17 protein-coding genes are annotated in these 19,452 nt (G+C 59.8%); 7 read left to right on the forward strand and 10 right to left on the reverse strand.

Annotated elements, in window-relative coordinates; all coding sequences use genetic code 11:
* Nucleotides 1–47: 47 nt before the first annotated feature.
* The 6 genes from A0251_RS12685 to A0251_RS12710 form a co-directional block, all read right to left on the reverse strand.
* Entirely contained in the window at nucleotides 48–1,988 is a 1,941-nt protein-coding gene (locus tag A0251_RS12685) for an acetoacetate--CoA ligase (RefSeq protein ID WP_062817223.1), read from the reverse strand.
* 89 nt (nucleotides 1,989–2,077) lie between these two features.
* A complete protein-coding gene (locus A0251_RS12690) occupies nucleotides 2,078–4,027 on the reverse strand; it encodes a biotin carboxylase N-terminal domain-containing protein (RefSeq protein WP_062817224.1) in 1,950 nt (649 codons plus the stop codon).
* 93 nt (nucleotides 4,028–4,120) lie between these two features.
* On the reverse strand, nucleotides 4,121–4,894 hold the full coding sequence (locus A0251_RS12695) for an enoyl-CoA hydratase/isomerase family protein (RefSeq protein ID WP_082810881.1): 774 nt from the start codon (nucleotides 4,892–4,894) through the stop codon (nucleotides 4,121–4,123).
* Nucleotides 4,895–4,948: 54 nt separating this feature from the next.
* A complete protein-coding gene (locus A0251_RS12700; RefSeq protein ID WP_062817226.1) occupies nucleotides 4,949–6,556 on the reverse strand; it encodes a carboxyl transferase domain-containing protein in 1,608 nt (535 codons plus the stop codon).
* A gap of 97 nt (nucleotides 6,557–6,653) precedes the next feature.
* A complete protein-coding gene (locus tag A0251_RS12705; RefSeq protein WP_062817227.1) occupies nucleotides 6,654–7,817 on the reverse strand; it encodes an isovaleryl-CoA dehydrogenase in 1,164 nt (387 codons plus the stop codon).
* Nucleotides 7,817–8,206 (reverse strand): MerR family DNA-binding transcriptional regulator, encoded by a 390-nt coding sequence (locus tag A0251_RS12710; RefSeq protein ID WP_062817228.1) that lies wholly within the window; start codon nucleotides 8,204–8,206, stop codon nucleotides 7,817–7,819. The genes A0251_RS12705 and A0251_RS12710 overlap by 1 nt, the downstream gene beginning before the upstream one ends.
* A gap of 117 nt (nucleotides 8,207–8,323) precedes the next feature.
* Here A0251_RS12710 and A0251_RS12715 point away from each other — a divergent pair, with 117 nt between their 5' ends.
* From A0251_RS12715 to rraA, 4 genes are all read left to right on the forward strand, one after another.
* Entirely contained in the window at nucleotides 8,324–10,639 is a 2,316-nt protein-coding gene (locus A0251_RS12715) for an RND family transporter (RefSeq protein ID WP_062817229.1), read from the forward strand.
* Nucleotides 10,640–10,677: 38 nt separating this feature from the next.
* A complete protein-coding gene (locus A0251_RS12720) occupies nucleotides 10,678–12,891 on the forward strand; it encodes a response regulator (RefSeq protein WP_062817230.1) in 2,214 nt (737 codons plus the stop codon).
* On the forward strand, nucleotides 12,888–13,583 hold the full coding sequence (locus tag A0251_RS12725) for an NAD(P)H-binding protein (protein ID WP_062817231.1): 696 nt from the start codon (nucleotides 12,888–12,890) through the stop codon (nucleotides 13,581–13,583). The genes A0251_RS12720 and A0251_RS12725 overlap by 4 nt, the downstream gene beginning before the upstream one ends.
* Before the next feature lie 70 nt (nucleotides 13,584–13,653).
* Nucleotides 13,654–14,136 (forward strand): ribonuclease E activity regulator RraA, encoded by a 483-nt coding sequence (gene rraA / locus A0251_RS12730; protein WP_062817232.1) that lies wholly within the window; start codon nucleotides 13,654–13,656, stop codon nucleotides 14,134–14,136.
* Here rraA and A0251_RS12735 read toward each other — a convergent pair whose 3' ends face one another.
* Nucleotides 14,137–14,370, reverse strand: coding sequence for a DUF6316 family protein (locus A0251_RS12735; RefSeq protein ID WP_062817233.1), 234 nt, complete (start codon nucleotides 14,368–14,370; stop codon nucleotides 14,137–14,139). It lies immediately after the preceding gene.
* A gap of 212 nt (nucleotides 14,371–14,582) precedes the next feature.
* On the opposite strand from A0251_RS12735, the gene A0251_RS12740 reads away from it, so the two are divergent.
* Together A0251_RS12740 and A0251_RS12745 are read left to right on the forward strand one after the other, a co-directional pair.
* On the forward strand, nucleotides 14,583–14,993 hold the full coding sequence (locus A0251_RS12740) for a CBS domain-containing protein (RefSeq protein WP_062817234.1): 411 nt from the start codon (nucleotides 14,583–14,585) through the stop codon (nucleotides 14,991–14,993).
* 37 nt (nucleotides 14,994–15,030) lie between these two features.
* A complete protein-coding gene (locus A0251_RS12745) occupies nucleotides 15,031–15,600 on the forward strand; it encodes a DUF805 domain-containing protein (RefSeq protein WP_062817235.1) in 570 nt (189 codons plus the stop codon).
* A gap of 65 nt (nucleotides 15,601–15,665) precedes the next feature.
* On the opposite strand, the gene A0251_RS12750 is transcribed toward A0251_RS12745, so the two are convergent.
* Nucleotides 15,666–16,646 carry a malate dehydrogenase gene (locus A0251_RS12750; protein ID WP_062817236.1) on the reverse strand — a complete coding sequence of 327 codons (981 nt, stop codon included), beginning with the start codon at nucleotides 16,644–16,646 and terminating at the stop codon, nucleotides 15,666–15,668.
* Nucleotides 16,647–16,819: 173 nt separating this feature from the next.
* Here A0251_RS12750 and A0251_RS12755 point away from each other — a divergent pair, with 173 nt between their 5' ends.
* Nucleotides 16,820–17,905, forward strand: coding sequence for a geranylgeranyl reductase family protein (locus A0251_RS12755; protein ID WP_062817237.1), 1,086 nt, complete (start codon nucleotides 16,820–16,822; stop codon nucleotides 17,903–17,905).
* Here A0251_RS12755 and A0251_RS12760 read toward each other — a convergent pair.
* Together A0251_RS12760 and A0251_RS12765 are read right to left on the reverse strand one after the other, a co-directional pair.
* Complete coding sequence (locus tag A0251_RS12760) at nucleotides 17,888–18,943, reverse strand: AraC family transcriptional regulator (RefSeq protein WP_062817238.1); 1,056 nt, start codon at nucleotides 18,941–18,943, stop codon at nucleotides 17,888–17,890. The two genes, A0251_RS12755 and A0251_RS12760, sit on opposite strands and share 18 nt — an antisense overlap.
* 132 nt (nucleotides 18,944–19,075) lie before the next feature.
* Nucleotides 19,076–19,429 (reverse strand): hypothetical protein, encoded by a 354-nt coding sequence (locus tag A0251_RS12765; protein ID WP_062817239.1) that lies wholly within the window; start codon nucleotides 19,427–19,429, stop codon nucleotides 19,076–19,078.
* Nucleotides 19,430–19,452 lie beyond the last annotated feature (23 nt).

The raw sequence follows: 19,452 nt of genomic DNA on the forward strand, positions 1-19,452 counted from the left end.
ATGATGCGCCTTTAAACCGGGCCGTCAATGGCCCGGTAAACGGGTGGTCAATTTGCCAGCTCAGGAAGGTTGGAGAAGTGCTCCAGGGCTTGCGGATTGGCCAGGGCATTGCGGTTGGTCACCGGGCGCCCGTGGATCACTTCGCGAACCGCCAGTTCCACAATCTTGCCGCTCACTGTGCGTGGGATTTCCGGCACCTCGGCAATCACCGCCGGCACATGGCGGGGCGTGGCGCCTTCGCGAATGGCCTTGCGGATTCGTGCTTGTAACGCCTCGTCGAGACTGACGCCATCGGCAAGCACCACAAACAGCACCACGCGCACATCGCCTTGCCATTCCTGACCGACCACAATGGCCTCGCGGATTTCATCAAGCGTTTCCACCTGGCGGTAGATTTCTGCCGTGCCGATGCGCACGCCGCCCGGGTTGAGTACCGCATCGGAACGGCCGTGAATGATCAGCCCGGTATGCTGTTCATGGGGAACCAGTTGGGCGTAGTCCCCATGGGCCCAGACGCCGTCGAAACGGGCAAAGTAGGCCCGGTGGAAGCGGCTGCCATCCGGATCGTTCCAGAATGCTACCGGGCAGGAAGGGAAGGGCTGTCGGCACACCAGTTCGCCCTTGCTGTCTGCCAGCGGCTCACCGTTGTCGTCAAACACGGCCACATCCATGCCCAGCCCCGCGCACTGCAATTCACCGCGATAGACCGGCAGCAGCGGATTGCCCAGTGCAAAGCAGGAGATGATGTCGGTTCCCCCGGAAATGGAGCTGACCAGCAGATTCGGCTTTACCTGTTGGTACAGGTAGTCATAGCTCTCATGCAGCAAGGGAGAGCCGGTGGAGAAGAGCGTTCGCAGGGTAGCAAGATCATGACTTTCACAGGGTCCGAGGCCGGACTTCTCTACGGCCTGGATAAACTTGGCGCTGGTGCCGAAATGGGTGATGCCTTCGCCATCCACCAGATCGAACAAGCGGGCGGTGTTCGGGTAGGCCGGGTTGCCGTCGTAAAGCACCAGGGTGGCCCCGGTATGCAGGCCACAGATCAGCCAGTTCCACATCATCCAGCCGCAGGTGGTGAAATAGAACAGGGTGTCCTCGGGGCCCACATCCCCGTGCAACTGCAGTTCCTTGGTCTGTTGCAGCAGGGTGCCACCGGCACCGTGCACGATGCACTTGGGTTGGCCGGTGGTTCCGGAGGAGTAAAGAATGAATAGCGGGTGATTGAACGGCAGGGCAGCAAAATCCGGGGCCGGCCCGGCGCTGTCCAGCCAGGTTTGCCAGATCAATGCCCGTCTTACCGGGGTACTGGTGCCTTTGCCGGGCACCACCACCAGCAGCTCCGGCTTCAAGGCATCGTGCAGGGCATCAATGCGATCCCCCAGGTCGATCCACTTGCCGTTGTAGTGGTAACCGTCACAGGCCACCAGCACGGCAGGTTCGATCTGCCCGAAGCGGTCGAGTACGCCGGACACGCCGAAGTCCGGCGAACAGGATGACCATACCGCGCCGATCCAGGCCGCGCCCAGGGCAGCGATCACCGTCTCAATCCGGTTGGGCATGTAGCCGGCGACCCGGTCGCCGGGTTTCACACCGGCGGCGAGCAACTGGGCGGCTACCTTGCCGGCGGCCACACGCAGGTCAGCGTAACTGACTTCGCGGCGGGTGCCGTCCTCCAGCACGCTGATCAGCGCAGGGTGGGTGTCGTTGCGGTGCAGCAGATTTTCCGCGTAGTTCAGGCGAGCCTGGGGAAACCAGTGGGTGTCCTGAAAACGATCACGACGGGTGAGCACGGTATCGCCGGGCTCGCCCACCACACCACAGAAGTCCCACACCTGTTGCCAGAACGCCTCCGGCTGCTCCACGGACCAGGCATGCAGGGCATTGTAGTCGGCCAGCGGCTGGCCGCTGTGGTGGCGGGCCTGTTCCCAGAACCTGGCCAGTCGGCTGTGCTGTTGCGCGTCACCCGGTTGCCAAAGCGGTGCGGACATTCTGTTCTCCCAAGTGTCTGGTGTCCGGCAGCAAGTGTCCGGTGGTTTCCATCAGGTTGCTCATAGCGCGGGCCCACAGGCCGCGGCTGTCAGTCGCCGGTGTTCTCTTCAAATTCCACCAGCAAGGTGCCTTCGCTGACGCTGTCTCCGGTTGCCACATGAAAGTCATGCACGGTCCCCGGCACCGTAGCGCGCAGGGTGTGCTCCATTTTCATGGCTTCCAGTGTAATGACTGCATCGCCAGCAGCAACGGCATCGCCCGCGGACACATGGAGGGCAACGATGGTGCCACTCATGGGCGCGATGAAGCCGGCTGCATCGTCATGTTGGGCACTGTCGCGGCTGGGATTGAGAGTGATTTCATGGTCCTGTCCGGCCACGAACAACAGCAGGGTGCTGTCATCTTTGCGGGCATGGCGTGCGCGCAAACCGTTGGTGCCCCAATGCAGGTTGATGGTTTGGGCATCCCGTGTCGCAACAAGGGGCGCCTGTTTGTCGCCCACGGAGGCAACGCCGTCCTGTTCGCGGACGGTGATCAGGTTGCCATCCACCTGAAGCAGGGTTTGCCGAAAACGCCGGCCCATGGGTCGCCAGCCTTGCAGACTTTGCCAGGGGGAGTCGTTGATGCTGTCGGCAGCGATTACCTTGCTGGCGGCCAGGGCCAGTAGCGCGGGTTCGGTCACCGTGGCCTCGAGCAGGTGTGGGCGGTGTTCCAGAAGACGGGTATCCAGGTCGCCATCGGCAAAGGCATCGTCGTTGAGCACCCGGTGCAGGAAGGGGGCATTGTGGTGGATGCCTTTCAGCTCCAGGGTGTCCAGAGCCGTGATCAGTTTCTGGCGGGCCTCATGGCGGGACGCACCATGGCAGATCAACTTGGCGATCATGGGATCGTAGTGATCATCCACCCGGTCGCCATGCTCATATCCGGCATCCACCCGGGCCACCTCATGGGGCCAGCGCAGATGGCTGAGCAGGCCGGAAGAGGGCAAGAAGCCCTGTTCCGGGTTCTCCGCATAGAGACGCACTTCCATGGCGTGGCCGTGACGTTCGATCTGGTGCTGCGCTTTGGGCAGGGGATCGCCGGCGGCGACGGCCAGCTGCCAGGCGACCAGGTCTTCGCCGGTGATCATTTCCGTCACCGGGTGTTCTACCTGCAGGCGAGTGTTCATTTCCATAAAGTAGAACTGGCCATCGGGTCCGTAGAGGAACTCGACGGTACCCGCACCGCGGTAATCAATGGCCTTGGCGGCCTGGACCGCGGCGTCACCAAAGGCGTTCCGGGTGGCCTCGTCCAGCCCCGGCGCCGGGGCCTCCTCGATGATTTTCTGGTGGCGACGCTGTACCGAACAGTCCCGCTCGAACAGATGCACCGCGTTACCGTGATTGTCGGCGAATACCTGGACCTCCACGTGGCGGGCTGTTGGCAGATAGCGCTCCAGCAGCACCCGGTCATCGCCAAAGGCACCGCTGGCTTCGCGTCGTGCGGCTGCCAGCGCTTCACTGAACTCGCTGGCGCTATTGACCACACGCATGCCCTTGCCGCCACCACCGGCTACAGCCTTGATCAGTAGCGGAAAACCTACCTGTTCGCTGGCACGAATCAGGTCATCATCACTGGCGCCTTCCTCATCGAAACCGGGCAATACAGGCACGCCGCTGTTCGCCATTAATTGTCGGGCAGCGGCCTTGTCGCCCATGACCTCGATGGCTCGGGCATTGGGGCCGACAAAAATGATACCCGCGTTTTCACAGGCGGCAGCAAAGGCGGTGTTCTCGGAAAGGAATCCGTACCCCGGGTGAATGGCATCGGCGCCGGTTTCTCTGGCGGCGGCGATGACCTTGTCGATCACCAGATAGCTCTCCCGCGCCGGCGCCGGACCCAGGCAGACTGCCTGATCCGCCTCACGGACATGGGGCAGGGAGGCATCCACATCGGAGTAGACCGCCACGGTAGCGATGCCTTGCTGGCGGCAGGTGCGGATAATGCGCCGGGCGATTTCGCCTCGGTTGGCGATCAGGAGTTTTTTTATCGTTGCCATGGTGTTGCCTTTGTCCTGCCGTAGGAGCGTCGCTGGCGGCGCGATTTCGTCGTGGCTTATCGCGCCGCCAGCGACGCTCCTACGGGTAGTGGATCAGATCCAGTTGGGTGTTCGTTTTTCCAGAAAGGCACTCAGCCCTTCCTGGCCTTCTTCGCCGGTGCGCAGTCGGGCGATCAGGTCGGCGGTGTCGTTGAGCATGGTCTGATCAATGGGGCCGTGGCCGACGCGGGCGATCAGGTTGCGGGCTTCGATCTGTGCCTGAGGGCCGGCGGCGAGCAGGGCGTTGATCAGGGAATCCACGCTGTCGTTTAGCTCGCTTTCCGGAACGACCTCATGGGCAATGCCCAGCGCTACGGCCCGCTCGGCGGGGATCACTTCCGCCGTCATGAAATAACGATTGGCCTGCCGGGCGCCCATAGCCCGCACGACATAGGGGCTGATCACCGCTGGCACGATGCCCAGCTTCACTTCGCTGAGGCAGAAGCGGGCATTGTCGGCGGCCACCGCCATGTCGGCGGCGCAGATCAGGCCCAGAGCACCGCCAAAGGCTGCGCCCTGAACCCGGGCGATAACAGGCTTGGGGCACTGGTCGATAGACTGCATCAGCCGCGCCAGCTTCAATGCATCGTCGCGGTTCTGTTGCGCGTCCAGCTTGCCCATGGCGCGCATCCAGTTGAGATCGGCGCCTGCGGAAAAATGTTTGCCGGCGGCTTGCAACACCACCACGCGGACACCGTCATCGCTGCCGGCTTGTTCAAAAGCTTCCGTCAGCGAGGCAATGATGCGGTCATCGAAGGCGTTGCGTTTTTCCGGGTTATCCAGAGTGATTCTGGCCACCGAACCTTCTGTTTGTATTGTTACGCTCATATCCTGCTCCAGGTTTTTGAGCGTCGGACGTCAGACGTCGGACGTCCGACCCAATCACATCCGAAACACGCCATACCGTGTCTCTTCAATCGGCGCATTCAAGCTGGCAGAAATGGCCAGGCCGAGCACATCGCGGGTGTCGGCGGGATCGATCACGCCGTCGTCCCACAGCCGTGCGCTGGCGTACCAGGGTTGCGCCATTTCTTCGTAGCGCTCGGTCATATCTGCCTGGAAGGCGGCAGCTTCCTCGTCACTCCATTGCTGACCTTTCTTCTTCAACGAGGCCTGCTTTACCTGAGTCAGCACGCTGGCGGCCTGTTCCCCGCCCATTACGCCAATACGGGCATTGGGCCACATGAACATGAAGCGCGGATCGTAGGAGCGTCCACACATGCCATAATTACCGGCGCCGAAGCTGCCACCGGTGATCACGGTGAATTTGGGTACGCTGGCACAGGCCACAGCGTTGACCATCTTGGCGCCGTGTTTGGCGATGCCTTCGGACTCGTATTTCTTGCCCACCATGAAGCCGGTGATGTTCTGCAGGAACAGCAGCGGAATCTTTCGCTGATTGCACAGTTCGATAAAGTGCGCGCCTTTCTGGGCAGACTCAGAATAAAGCACCCCATCGTTGGCAAGAATGCCCACCGGATAACCGTGGATATGAGCAAAGCCGCACACCAGGGTAGTGCCATAGCGGGCCTTGAATTCATCCAGTTCGGAGCCGTCCACGATGCGCGCAATCAGTTCCCGTGCCGGCATGGGCTGGCGGGTGGTGGTGGGAATGACGCCGTAAAGCTCGTTGGGATCGTAAGCTGGCGGCCGTACCGGCTGACGGTTGACCTGATCGGGCTTGTGCCAGTTCAGGTGCGCGATGGTGCGACGTGCCAGTTCCAGGGCGTGGGGTTCGTCGTCAGCCAGATGGTCGGCCACCCCGGATTGTTCGCAGTGCAGGTTGGCGCCGCCCAGCTCTTCGGCGGTAACCACCTCACCGGTGGCCGCCTTCACCAGGGGCGGGCCGGCCAGGAAGATGGTGGCCTGTTCCTTGACCATGATCACTTCGTCGGCCATGGCCGGCACGTAGGCGCCGCCGGCGGTGCAGGAGCCCAGTACCACACTGATCTGGGGAATGCCGCGGGCGGACATGTTGGCCATGTTGAAGAAGATGCGGCCGAAGTGATCCCGGTCCGGAAACACTTCGTCCTGACGGGGCAGGTTGGCACCGCCGGAATCCACCAGATAGACACAGGGAAGCCGGTTTTCGGCGGCAATGGCCTGGGCCCGCAGGTGTTTCTTCACGGTCAGCGGGTAGTAGCTGCCGCCTTTTACCGAGGGATCGTTAGCGACGATCATGCATTCCACGCCGTGGATCTGACCGATGCCGCCCACACAGCCCGCCGCCGGCACGTCTTCCCCATAGACGCCTTCGGCGGCCAAGGCGGAAATCTCCAGAAACGGGGAGCCCGGGTCCAGTAGCAGGTTTATGCGTTCACGGACCGGCAGCTTGCCGCGCTCGCGCAGGCGCTGTTCGGCGGCTTGGCCACCGCCGTGGGCGATGTGGTCCAGTTTTTCCTGCAGCTGCTGGCGCAGTGTCAGGTTGTGTTCCCGATTGGCCTGAAACTCCGGGCTGGCGGGATTGATCTGACTGTTGATCTTGGGCATGGCATTTGAGGTCTGACGTCGGCTCTCTGACGTCAGACGTCCTCTCCAGCGGATGTTGTCTTGTCGTCAGACGTCCGACCTCAGACGTCCGACCCCCTTATGCTGTTTCGTTGAACAACTCACGGCCAATCAGCATGCGACGGATTTCACTGGTGCCGGCGCCGATTTCATAGAGCTTGGCGTCGCGCAGCAGGCGACCGGTGTTGTAGTCGTTGATGTAGCCGTTACCGCCCAGGGTCTGGATCGCTTCCAGTGCCATCTTGGTGGCATTTTCGGCGCAGTAGAGGATCACGCCGGCGGCATCCTTGCGGTTGGTCTCGCCGCGGTCACAGGCCTGGGCCACATGGTAGAGGTAGCTGCGGCTGGTATTGAGCATCACGTACATGTCGGCGATCTTGCCCTGCATCAGCTGGAACTCGCCGATGGCCTGACCAAATTGTTTGCGCTCGTGGATGTATGGCACCACTTCGTCCATACAGGCCTGCATCACGCCTACCGGGCCCCCGGAAAGAATGGTGCGCTCGTAATCCAGTCCACTCATCAGTACTTTCACACCCTCGTTTTCCTTGCCGAGGATGTTTTCGGCGGGGACTTCGCAGTCTTCGAACACCAGCTCGCAGGTGTTGGAGCCACGCATGCCCAGTTTGTCCAGCTTTTGAGCGCGGGAGAAGCCAGGGAAATCACGCTCGACGATGAACGCCGTGATGCCTCGGGGGCCTGCATTGCTGTCAGTCTTGGCGTAGATCACATAGGTATGGGCGTCAGGGCCGTTGGTAATCCACATCTTGTTGCCATTGAGGATGTAGCGGTCGCCTTTCTTTTCGGCGCGCAGCTTCATGCTGACCACATCGGACCCGGCACCGGGCTCGCTCATGGCCAGGGCACCGATATGGTCACCGCTGATCAGTTTGGGCAGGTACCGGGCTTTCTGCTCGTCGGTACCGTTGATAACAATCTGGTTGACGCACAGGTTGGAGTGGGCGCCGTAGGAGAGACCGATAGACGCAGAAGCCCGGGAAATTTCCTCTACCACAATGGTGTGGGCCAGGTAGCCCATGTTGGCGCCGCCGTATTCTTCGTCAGCGGTAATGCCCAGCAGGCCCAGATCGCCCATTTTTTTCCACAACGGCAGGGGGAACTCATTGCTGCGGTCGATTTCGGCGGCCAGGGGGGCAATTTCTTTCTGGGCAAAGGCACGAGCCGTATCACGGAGCGCATCGATAGTTTCGCCCAGATGAAAATTGAAAGTGCTGTTGAACATTATTGTGTCTCCAGATCGTGAAGGGCGTCCAGGCAGCGCTGCTCGGCGTCATCGAGTTCCCGCTGCATGACCTGAATATCCCGAAGTTGTTGTTCCAATTGTGCTCGGCGCTGGTGAATCTTTCCCTGCAGGGCGAGAAGCTGACTGCGGTTATCGCCCTGGGGCTGGTACATGCGGATCAACTCTTTGGATTCGGCCAGGGAAAAGCCCAGTCGTTTACCGCGCAGTATCAATTTCAGGGTGACCCGATCGGCGGGGGTGTAGACCCGAGTCTGGCCCCGTCGTTGCGGAGTCACCAGGCCCTGATCTTCGTAAAAGCGGATGGTACGGGTGGTCACGTCGAATTCCCGGGCCAGCTCGCCGATGCTGTAGGTCAGTTTTTTACTCATGGAAAAAGAATAGGGGAAGTTTACGTTAACGTAAAGTTTTTGATTTTGGCCTGTTCGGTCCGTGACACGGTGTTTACCTCTGCATAGACTTTCGTCCCAGATCAATGGGGGTAACGAATGAAAGACGCTTGGAGTCGCTGGGTGGTCGCCCATCCGGTGTGGGTACTGCTGGTCTGCACGGGCCTGTGCCTTGCCATGGCTGCGGGTATGAGCCATTTCCACAACAACAACGATCCGCGCATTTTCTTCACGGAAGAGAACCCGGATTTCAAACGCTTTGTCTCCCTGGAAGACAGCTTCACGGCCAACGAAATGGTGTTGTTCGTCGTCCACCCGAAGAATGACCGGGTGTTTGAGCCGCAGGCCCTGGCGGCGATCGAAGCCCTGACCGACGATGCCTGGACGCTGCCACATTCCACCCGGGTGGATTCGCTGACCAATTTCCAGCACACGGAAGTGGAGGGGGATGACCTTTTTGTGGCGCCCCTGGTGGAAAACGCCCTTTCCATGTCGGCGGACGAGATTGATCAGGCCCGTGACATTGCCCTCAACGAGCCGGCGTTGGTGGGACGTCTGGTGTCGGACAAGGGCCATGTGGCCGGGGTGGTGGCCACGGTGACCATGAGCGAGGGCAATACCGAGGCCCCGGAAATCACCGCTGCGGCTCGGGAAATGGCTCGGTCCTACGCAGAGCAATACCCGGATATCGACTTCATGGTGACCGGTACTGTGGTGTTCTCCCAGGCGTCAGCGGAGGCCACGGAGCAGTCCATGGCGACCACGCTGCCACTGGCTTTTGTGGTCATGCTGCTTTGCCTGTGGCTGATCCTGCGCAGCCTCATGTTTGTGGCCGTTACCGTGGTGGTGATTGCCTTCTCCATTGCCTCGGCCATGGGAATCGCCATGTGGTTGGGGATCGAGTTTTCTCCCATCGTGGGGATGGCCCCGGCCATGATTCTGACCCTGGCGGTGGCGGATTCCGTGCACATTCTTGCCAGTTATCGTCATGAACGCCTGCTGGGGATTGCCAAGACGCCAGCACTGATGGAAAGCCTGCGTATCAATCTGCAGCCGATCTGGCTGACCAGCCTGACCACGGCAATCGGGTTTGCCATCCTCAATTTTTCCGAATCCCAGCCGTTCCGGGCACTGGGAAATGTGGTGCTGATTGGCGTCTTGCTGGCTTTTGTCTTCTCGGTATTGCTGTTACCGGCACTGGTGATGCTGTTGCCGCACCGTATCGAGCCCGGCAGGCAGCGGGATTATGCCCCGTGGATGAGTGCCCTGGCTGCGCACTTGAACCGTCACTACAAGCGCTGGCTGGCGGGTATGTCGGTGGTGGTAGTGCTGCTGACGGCCAGTGTGGGACTCAACCGGACCAATGATGTGTTCAATGAATACTTCGACGAGACGTTCGAGGTAAGGCGGGTCAACGATTTTGCTATGGCGGAAATGACCGGTATGCACCGTATTGATTATGCGGTGCCCTCCGGCGAATCCGGGGGGACCATGGAGCCGGCGTATCTTCAGCATCTGGATGCGCTGATGACATGGCTGGAGCAACAGGATGAAGTGGTCTATGCCACCTCATACACCAATGTGATCAAGCGACTTAACCGCGACTTGCACGGTGGCGATCCCGCTTACTACCGAATCCCCGATTCCCGGGAACTGATTTCCCAGTACACCCTTCTGTATGAGCTGTCCTTGCCCCAGGGGCTCGGGCTGGAAGATCAACTGGATATCGACAAGCGCCAGGCGCGGGCCATCGTGGTGCTGAAGAATATCGGGTCAAAGCCGGTGCTGGACTTCAACGACCGGGTAGAGCAGTGGATGCAGGATAACTGGCCGGCGACCATGCAGACCCGGGGAACAGGGATGGATATCCTGTTTGGCCGCGTCACCATGCGCAACATCGAAAGCATGCTGGGTGGGGCGCTGATTGCCTTGGTCAGTGTGTCGGTACTGCTGATTCTGGCTCTGCGTTCAGTCCGCTATGGCCTGCTTTCCCTGATTCCCAATCTGCTGCCGGCGGCCATGGCGTTCGGCCTCTGGGGGTTGATCAATGGTGAGATCGGGCTGGCCGTGTCGGTGGTGGCCTGCATGACACTGGGGATCGTGGTGGATGATACGGTGCATTTCCTCAGCAAGTATGTCCGTGCCAAGCGAGAGCTGGGTCTGAATACCGAGAAAGCCGTGGATTATGCCTTCCGCACCGTGGGGGTGGCCCTGGTCGCGACCTCTGTGGTGCTGGTGGCCAATTTCGCGATCATTGGCACCAGCCACTTCTATCCCAATGCCAGTATGGGGCTGTTGTCGGCGATCACCATCGCCATGGCGCTGTTTGTGGACTTTTTCTTCTTCGTGCCGCTGCTGATTGCGCTGGATCGTGCGAGGCGGAGTAGCCAGCCCGGAAAAGCAGTGATAACGTAGCGCGACACATCCAAACAGGTTCCACGGAACGCGACACGGTGTCATACAAGAAAGATCGCAAGGTTCTCAAGCGCGTCGATTACGGGGCCGCCAAGAATTCCCTGATGGGCGTTCTGGCGGCCCTTCTGATTTATGCCCTGGTTTTTGCCTGGGGGCAGGTTTATCAGAGTTTCGAACTGGAAGCGCTCATTGGAGGCGGGGCCGTTCTGGCCGTCACCGCCTATCGGTTATGGCTGGTTGCCCGATTCGATGCCCTCTATGGCTCGGGGCCGGCACGCTGGCGCAAGCTGTTTGGTGTCGGTCTGGCCATGCATGCCCTGCTGTGGGGGCTGCTTCCTGCCTGGCTGGCCTGGCGGCTGGGCTCGGGCTTCAACTTCTTCGCGGTACTCCTCTATAACGTCGGCGTGACCACGGCTCTGGGCAGCTCCTGGATGGCCGGGCTGCGGGTACGTCAGGCCTATATCGTGCTGATGTTCCTGCCCACCGTGTTGGTACTGCTGATCACCGGATCCCTGCACGACTGGGTGATCGCGATCATGATCAGCATTTATGCCTTCTACCTGTTCCGACTCTACCGCGGCCAGTATGAAACCTTCTGGCATGCCATGACTCGGGAGCGGCGGGGACGCGGTGAAAGCAGCAGCCAGCAGCCGGTGAGAAGCAGTACGGAGGTGCAGCTCAGCCTCGTGTACCGGCTTGCCCATGAACTGCGTATACCAATGAATTCCCTCATGGGCATGATGTCATTGCTGGAAGACACCCGTCTGGATGACGAGCAGAAAGATTACCTCCAGGTGGCCGGACGCAGCGGCAAGCTGTTGCTGTCGTTGATTGATGATGTGCTGGATTATTCCCGCATCCTGTCGCGCCGAATCACGCTGAATTCCGAATTCTTCGATTTCCGCACCGCCATTGAACAGGCCCTGGAAGCCTTTGGCCCCATGGCACAGAACACCGGGCTGGAGCTGACCTGTGTCATCGACCGGTTGTTGCCCAAGCGCATTCGCGGTGACCGTGAGCGCCTTATGCAGGTGCTCAACAATCTGTTCAGTAATGCCATCAAGTTCAGCGATAACGGGGAAATCCGCCTGGATGTGGATTTCACCGTGGAAAGCGAAAGCAGTGGCGTACTGCGGGTAAGGCTCAGTGACGAGGGCGTGGGCATGGACCCGGAAACCCTGCGTCATCTGTTCCAGGATCGGTTTATCGATGAAGGGCAGGATGTCTACAGCAGCCGCCATACCGGTTTCGGCTTGCTGGTCTGCAAGGGGCTGATTGACGCCATGGGGGGCACACTGGGGGCAGAGAGCGTGCCCGGTGAAGGGTCGACCTTCTGGTTTACGGTGCCGGTGCAGATGCAACCGGACATGCGCGAATCCCAGGATCTGGTGCGGGCGCTGGATGGGGCAGAGGCCGTGGTTGTGGGAGCGGCTTCCGGCACCGTGGCCTGTTTGCAGGAAGAACTGGAAACCCTGGATTGTCAGTGTTCGTCGGCCCAGGGTTACGACCATGCCCTGCAGGCCCTGCGGGCCGGTCACCGGGAACATAGTGATTTTGATCTGCTGCTGGTGGACACCTGGACGCGGCCGGAACTGGCCCTGAATCTGTGCCGTAATGTCCTGGAGGACCCGTCCCTGCGGCCGGTGCGACTGGTTCTCCTGGCCACCATCGAAGAGCGTGGTACCCCGGCGGTCCAGAAACTGATCGATAAACATGATCTGGTGGTGCTGGTGCGCCCGGCCCATCGGCGCAGTTTGCGCAGCGCCCTGGCCCGACTGGTGGGGCTGCAACGCCAGCAACCGGTGGGGGATGCCCCCATGCAAACCCGTGAGGAGCGCCTGCGCCGCAAGCAATTCCGGTTGATGCTGGTGGAAGATAACGAGGTCAACCAACTGGTGACCCGCGGCATGCTCAGCAAGCTGGGGTATCAGGTCAAGACCGTCAGCAACGGCGAGACCGCACTGGCCCTGCTGGATCAGGAAAATTTCGATCTGATTCTGATGGATTGCATGATGCCGGAAATGGATGGCTTTGAAGTCACCCGTCAGCTCCGCGCCCGGGAGAAACAGAACGATGGTCAGCGTACCCCTGTGGTGGCGATCACTGCCAACACCGCGGAAGGGGTGCAGGCCCGTTGTCTGGCGGCGGGAATGGATGATTTTCTGGCAAAACCGGTACACCTTGATGCACTGGAGACCGTATTGCGGCGCTGGTTGCCTGCCGAGCCGGATCACGATGAGGATGAAGAATGACAAGAAAAGCCTTGCTGCTGGGGGCAACGGGACTGGTAGGCCAAGATTGTCTTGCCAATCTGCTTGAGAGCGATGAATACGACCAGGTACGGGTACTGTGTCGCCGACCGTTATCGGTCGAGCATCCCAAACTGGATGTGCAGGTGATTGACCTGGATGACATGCAAGCCTGCCAGTCATCGTTCCAGGTGGATGATGTGTTCTGCTGCCTGGGTACCACCATGAAAAAAGCCGGCTCCCGGCAAGCGTTTCGTCATGTGGATCATGATCTGGTGGTGCTGGCGGGGCAGATGGCCCTGCGTGCCGGCGTGCAGCGCTTTCTGGTGGTATCGGCGGTCAATGCCAATTCCCGCTCACCGTTTTTCTACTCCCGCGTAAAGGGGCAGATGGAAAGGGCGCTGATCAAGCTGGAATTGCCATTGCTGGCCATCCTGCAGCCATCCCTTTTACGGGGCCAGCGTGAAGACCGGCGCCCGGCGGAAGACTGGGGAAATATCTTCAACCGGGTCATCGAGCCGCTCACCCGCTGGACTGATGCCCACTGGTTACCGGTGGACAGCCACAAGGTTGCTGATGCCATGGTGGGCATGGCGCTGGAAGGGCCGCAGACCGGTCTCTATAAATTACGCTACCGGGACTTTCTGGTATTTGCCGGCAAGTTCCGAAACCAACGGGAAATGAAAGGCGAGTAGGGCAAGCGGGTGGAGTTGATCCCAGCCTGCTGTCCGCCACAGCGAATTCGCCATTGTTTTAGGAGTCAGTATGACCTTTGTGACCTGTGATCTTTGTGACGACAACGCCGACAGTGTTTCTGTGGTAACCGGCCATAACTGGTTCAGCTATGGCGGTCGCAACGCCTTCGGTGGTGAAGTGGTGACGGTGAAATGTTTCGAGGACAACAGCCGGGTCAAGGAGCACCTTGGCACGGATGGCAAGGGCAAGGTGCTGGTGGTTGATGGCGGCGGCAGCCTGCGCAACGCCCTGATCGGCGACATGATTGCCGAAAATGCGGTAAAGAATGGCTGGGAAGGGGTGATCATCTACGGTGCATGCCGGGATGTGGACGAGCTGGCCAAGCTGGATATCGGTGTTGTCACCCTTGGCTGCGTACCCATCAAGTCCGTGCGTCGCGATGAGGGGCAACTCAATATCGAGATTACCTTTGGTGGGGCCACGTTCCGCCCGGGTGATTATGTCTATGCGGACAACAACGGCATCATCACTTCACCAAAGCCTTTACTGTAGTTACCGCCTGATTCCCGGGTTACCGGGTGCACGGGCCAGTTTCAGGCCGAAGCTCTCTTTGGCCTGAATGTCTCTCAGGTAAAACGTCAGGTCATTTTCGGCTTCTTCGCGGCTCTCAAAGGGGCCCTCGATAGTATTTTCCCTTGTTGCGTAGTACCACTGACTGCCTTCGGTGAAAAACCGGTCACTACGAAATCTGTTGCAGGTCGTTACATCTTCTTTTCTGCGGTTCATTGTGTACCCCTCCATGGGATTATATTTTTTCTGCAAAACTACGCGTATTGCACTGCTTTGACCACAGCCGCTCGTCTTATGCCGTTATGGGGTCGAATGCGGTGGTCTTATAGGGTTTTTCTGCTATAAAGGAGGCTGGTTGCGCCACCCTATGACGGGAGCGTCAGGCAGAGGACGTCGACCCGCTGGTCGCGTATAAAAGGGAAGCCATTATGCTCAAGTCCATCAAGGTTGCGGATTATATGACCCGGCGGCTGGTGACCATCCGCCCGGAGATGTCGGTGAATGAGGCCATCCGTGTATTTCTCGAGCACAAGATTTCCGGGGCACCGGTGGTTGATGAAAATGGCAGTCTGGTCGGGGTTTTCTCTGAATCCGATTGTCTCAAAGGGGCCCTCGAAGCCAGCTATCACGGCACGGAAATCGGGCCGGTGAAGGAATACATGAGCGTGGACCTGCAGACGGTGACCGGGGAAACCTCCATTCTGGATGTGGCGGAAGTGTTTCTGGCGGACCACCGTCGGCGTTTGCCGGTGCTGGAAGGTGGCCGTTTGGTGGGGCAGATCAGTCGTCGGGATTTGCTGCGGGCCATGGACGACTTCAGTCGTCGGCATACTCTTTAGTTTTGATTCACAAAAACTTGTCTATTAGGGGGACAACATGAACCAGCCTTACCAGGCGCCAAAGGCCGATGTGTCTATGACCGGTGTTGGCAATTATCAGCCCAAGTTCCTGTCGTTATCCGGCCGGATAGGCCGCATGCGTTATTTCGCTTATGCCACAGGCCTGACGCTGATGTTTTATGCGGTACTTGGGGTTCTTGCTGCGATCATGATTCCGGCATTTGCTGATAGTTCTATGGGGGTCGTTATTGGTTTGCTGTTTGCTGTGGGCGCTATCGTGGTGTTGGTGTTTTCCTGGGGTTACATGGTACGCCGCCTGAATGACATCAATGCCAGCGGGTGGTTAAGTCTGTTGATGTTGGTGCCTTTGGTGAATATCGTGCTTGGGCTGGTGTTGCTGTTCAAAAAAGGTTCAGAGGGAGAAAATAACTACGGCGCTGCGCCGGTGGCAAATTCGGGCGGTGTAATAGCGGCCTTCTGGATTTTTCTGCTGTTGATGGTGGGTTACGTGGGAGTGGTGATTCCCATGGCCATGACTCAGTACGAAGGCTATCTGCAGCGCAGCGAGGCGATGCAAATGGAATATGAACAGGGTTATGACTACTGAGCTTGGCTAGAAGCCAAACACAAAAAAGGGGCTCCGAAGAGCCCCTTTTTCATGCCTGCGAAACCTTACGGCAGCAGGTGGGAAACGGCGTCACGTTCTTCCGCCAGTTCCTTCTCGGTGGCTTCCATCTTGCCACGGGAGAAATCGTTCACTTCCAGACCCTGAACGATGCTCCAGTCGCCATCCTTGCAGGTGCAGGGGAAGGAGTAGATCAGGCCTTCCTGGATGCCGTAGGAACCGTCGCTGTAGATGCCCATGGAGACCCAGTCACCGTCGGCAGTGCCGAGGGCCCAGGAACGCATGTGGTCCACAGCGGCAGAAGCAGCGGAAGCGGCAGAGGAGGCGCCACGGGCCTTGATGATGGCGGCACCGCGCTGCTGGACTTCCGGGATGTAGGTGCCTTCGTACCAGTCTTGCTCCACCTGGTCGATGGCTGCCTTGCCGTCCACTTCACAGTGGTGCAGGTCCGGGTACTGGGTAGAGGAATGGTTGCCCCAGATGGTCATCTTGGTGATGTCGTTGACCGTTTTGCCCAGTTTGTTGGCCAGCTGCGCCATGCCACGGTTGTGGTCCAGGCGGGTCATGGCAGTAAACTGACGGGGGTTGATGTCCGGCGCGTTGCGCTGGGCGATCAGGGCATTGGTGTTGGCCGGGTTGCCGACAACCAGCACTTTGATGTCTTTGCTGGCGTTGTCATTGATGGCTTTACCCTGGGCAGAGAAGATTGCTGCGTTGGCTTCCAGCAGATCTTTACGCTCCATGCCCGGTCCACGGGGACGAGCACCAACCAGCAACGCGTAGTTGGCGTCCTTGAAGGCCACGTTGGCGTCGTCGGTGCCAACAATGCCGGCGACCAGCGGGAAGGCACCATCTTCCAGTTCCATGATAACGCCCTTCAGGGCTTCCATGGCCGGGGTGATTTCCAGCAGTTGCAGAATAACGGGCTGGTCTTTGCCGAGCATGTCGCCGGAGGCGATACGGAACAGCAGGGAATAGCTGATTTGGCCAGCGGCGCCGGTAACGGCTACGCGTACGGGTGCTTTCATTAACAATCTCCTAGCTTGAATTCGGGAGAACTTATGGGGCTGAAACCAGGGGAGCCACTGAGCAATGGCAAATCCCGCCATGGGTCAGGGGTCCCGGACGGGGCGCATTATAAAGGAAGCACAGGCCTATTCATACTTGGACCGAAGTCCGTTTGACTGACTCGAGGCATGGAATGACCCAATGGGATGTGATAATCGTCGGAGCGGCCCAGGCCGGCTGTGCCGCCGCCTGGGATCTGGCGGCGGCAGGGCGGCGTGTCCTGGTGCTGTCCCGTGCCGGGGGACAGGAAAAACCCTGTGCCGGCGGAGTGACGGCCAAAACCCTGAATCGCTACCGCTTCTCCATTGCTCCCGTGGTCCGTGAGGTGGTATCCACTCTCCGGATCGGGCGCTTTCCAGGCAGGGACCGGTCGCTGCAGGCCCCGGCCCCGTTCTGTGTGATGACCGAACGGGGCGAACTGGATGCCTTTTGCCGCCAACAGGCAGAACAGCAGGGGGCCTGTTTCCGACAGACCCGGGGGATTCATGCCATCAAGCAGGATGGCAACGGGGTCACCGTAACCACCCGCGAGGGAGAGCGTTTCCAGAGCGACACACTGATTGCCGCTGATGGTGCCAATAGCCCGGTGCGAAAACTCCTGGGAGAACGTCGTTACCCCGGCGCCATGGCGATTGAAGGCTGTGTGCCCCGGGATCGACTGACCCGGTATCCGGGCATGACCCTGGATTTTGCGGCAATCAAGGGGGGCTACGGCTGGCTGTTTCCCAAGGGGGATCATGTCAATGTGGGGCTTTATGTGTGGCGCCATGGCCTGGCTTCCCCCGGCCGTGAGCAGCTTGAGCGCTACAGTCAGCAACGGCTGGGGGTCAGTCCCTCCCATATGCAGGGTTACCCGCTGGGCACCTGGCTGCCCCGCGCCCGCTTGTGTCACGGGCGCATCCTGTTTGCCGGGGATGCGGCCGGTTGCACCGAAGCGCTGCTGGGGGAGGGCATCTATGGTGCTGTGCTCAGTGGGCAACTGGCCGCCCAGGCCATTCTTGCCGGCCAGCTGTCCAGCTACCCGCACTGGCTGGCGGGCTGGCGGGAAGAAGTGGCTACGGTGGAGCAACTGGCGGGGCTCTACTATCGGTTAATGCCCATGTCCACCCGCATGTTGCAGGGGCATCTGGGCGAGACCCTGGTGGATGGATTTGCCCGGGGGCTGACCCTCGGGCAATGCAAGCGTCGCTGGCGGGGCGCCTCAATCGTCGGGGGTTAGCGCGCTGCCGGGTTGTTCCCGGTAGTGCACCGGGGTCACACCGAACCAGCGCTTGAAGGCCCGGTTGAAGGCACTTTGCTCCGAGTAACCCAGATCCAGGGCGATCTGGTTTACGGAACGGTCGCTGTGCAGCAGCCAGTCGCAGGCCAGGCGCCGACGCTCGTCTTCCAGCAAGCTGGAAAAGTCCGTGTTCTCCGCGCGCAGCTGACGACGCAAGGTCCAGGGCTTGATGCCCAACTGGTCGGCGATCGGCTCCAGCTGTGGGACACCCTGCTGCAGGCGTTTCTGAATCTCCAGACGTACCTGCTCCAGCAGGTTATCGCGGGCATGGTACTGGGTAACGGCCCGTTGCATGCGCGAACGGGCCACCTTGTGCATTTCCGGGTCCGCATCGCGCAACGGCAGGTCCAGCAAATCCGCTTCCAGCACGATGGCATTGAGTGGCTGTTCAAAGGCCACGTCACAGCGGAATATCCGCTGATATTCCTGCTCATCGCCCTGGGGGGCATGGTGAAACAGCACCCGGGTCGGAGACAGTTCCTTGCCGATCAGCCAGCGGCCGTAGATGATAGCGCCGGCGAAGTGGGCATCAATGCGGGCCGGATAAGTGGAGAGCGCTTCCAGATCACTTTCCCAGATCAGCCAAAGGTGTTTGTCGCGCCACTCGAAGCGTAATTTGGCGCATTCGCTGGTGACATTGGCAAAAGGGATCATCAACTCGATGGCATCCCCCAGGGTGGCGCTGGACATGCTGGCATAGCCCAGTTCGCCCATAAAACGGGGGCGGATCCCTTCGCCCATGTGCAGACCGAACAGCGGGTCACCGCTTTGCAGGATGGCCTGCTTGAGTAGCTGGTTCTCCACCGTCATGGCGATCCGCGACTGAGGATTTTCCAGATCATCGTTACTGATCCCCAGGTCCACCAGGGGACCACTCAGGTCGACACCGGCCCGCAGGGCAGCATCCAGCAGGAATTCAAGCCAGAAAGGGGCGACAGTGCGCAATTTCAGTGAAGAGGTGAGGCTGGCGGACATCATGACTCGCGTGGTTTTTGTTATCAGTGGGTTGCACTAGATAACGAGAGGCGAGCGGCGAAGTCAACGGTTCAGGTGAGACAAAGGGGAAGGAGCGGGGGCGGCGATGCCGCCCCCGAAGCGGGCAAAGCGCGGTTATTTCGCTTCTTTGGCCAGCTTGTTGACCTTGCGGGTCAGGGAAGCAAGCTTCTTGTTCAGGGCTTCCACCTCATCACGGGTGGGCAGACCCAGGGCGGTGGCAACCTTGCCACGCACTTCGTCCAGCTGGGACGGCTGTTTCTTGGCGGCAGTTTTCTTCTGGGGTTTGCTCTGGGCTTTCTGACGTTTCTCACCGGTTTTTACCAGCGTCTGGAACAGTTCGTTGCCGTTTTCTTCCAGACGGGTGTAGGCACCACGCACGGCGGTGTTCAGTTTCTCCAGAGCCGCTTTGGCTTCGGTGGTAACTTGTTCATAGCGCTCGTTGAGTTGCTCGATCGTAGCGTTGCTCATGGGGGGCTTCCCTCCTAGAAAAA

The organism is Alcanivorax sp. NBRC 102024 (assembly GCF_001602235.1).
In the GTDB taxonomy this organism is placed as follows: Bacteria; Pseudomonadota; Gammaproteobacteria; order Pseudomonadales; family Alcanivoracaceae; genus Alcanivorax.

Excerpts from the sequence above, each read along its gene's own strand:
- A0251_RS12700 (WP_062817226.1), bottom strand. The coding sequence starts at position 6,556 with ATGCCCAAGATCAACAGTCAGATCAATCCCGCCAGCCCGGAGTTTCAG.
- A0251_RS12745 (WP_062817235.1), top strand. The coding sequence starts at position 15,031 with ATGAACCAGCCTTACCAGGCGCCAAAGGCCGATGTGTCTATGACCGGT.
- A0251_RS12715 (WP_062817229.1), top strand. The coding sequence starts at position 8,324 with ATGAAAGACGCTTGGAGTCGCTGGGTGGTCGCCCATCCGGTGTGGGTA.
- A0251_RS12760 (WP_062817238.1), bottom strand. The coding sequence starts at position 18,943 with ATGATGTCCGCCAGCCTCACCTCTTCACTGAAATTGCGCACTGTCGCC.
- A0251_RS12765 (WP_062817239.1), bottom strand. The coding sequence starts at position 19,429 with ATGAGCAACGCTACGATCGAGCAACTCAACGAGCGCTATGAACAAGTT.
- A0251_RS12705 (WP_062817227.1), bottom strand. The coding sequence starts at position 7,817 with ATGTTCAACAGCACTTTCAATTTTCATCTGGGCGAAACTATCGATGCG.
- A0251_RS12750 (WP_062817236.1), bottom strand. The coding sequence starts at position 16,646 with ATGAAAGCACCCGTACGCGTAGCCGTTACCGGCGCCGCTGGCCAAATC.
- A0251_RS12740 (WP_062817234.1), top strand. The coding sequence starts at position 14,583 with ATGCTCAAGTCCATCAAGGTTGCGGATTATATGACCCGGCGGCTGGTG.
- A0251_RS12690 (WP_062817224.1), bottom strand. The coding sequence starts at position 4,027 with ATGGCAACGATAAAAAAACTCCTGATCGCCAACCGAGGCGAAATCGCC.
- A0251_RS12755 (WP_062817237.1), top strand. The coding sequence starts at position 16,820 with ATGACCCAATGGGATGTGATAATCGTCGGAGCGGCCCAGGCCGGCTGT.
- A0251_RS12685 (WP_062817223.1), bottom strand. The coding sequence starts at position 1,988 with ATGTCCGCACCGCTTTGGCAACCGGGTGACGCGCAACAGCACAGCCGA.
- rraA (WP_062817232.1), top strand. The coding sequence starts at position 13,654 with ATGACCTTTGTGACCTGTGATCTTTGTGACGACAACGCCGACAGTGTT.
- A0251_RS12695 (WP_082810881.1), bottom strand. The coding sequence starts at position 4,894 with ATGAGCGTAACAATACAAACAGAAGGTTCGGTGGCCAGAATCACTCTG.
- A0251_RS12735 (WP_062817233.1), bottom strand. The coding sequence starts at position 14,370 with ATGAACCGCAGAAAAGAAGATGTAACGACCTGCAACAGATTTCGTAGT.
- A0251_RS12710 (WP_062817228.1), bottom strand. The coding sequence starts at position 8,206 with ATGAGTAAAAAACTGACCTACAGCATCGGCGAGCTGGCCCGGGAATTC.
- A0251_RS12725 (WP_062817231.1), top strand. The coding sequence starts at position 12,888 with ATGACAAGAAAAGCCTTGCTGCTGGGGGCAACGGGACTGGTAGGCCAA.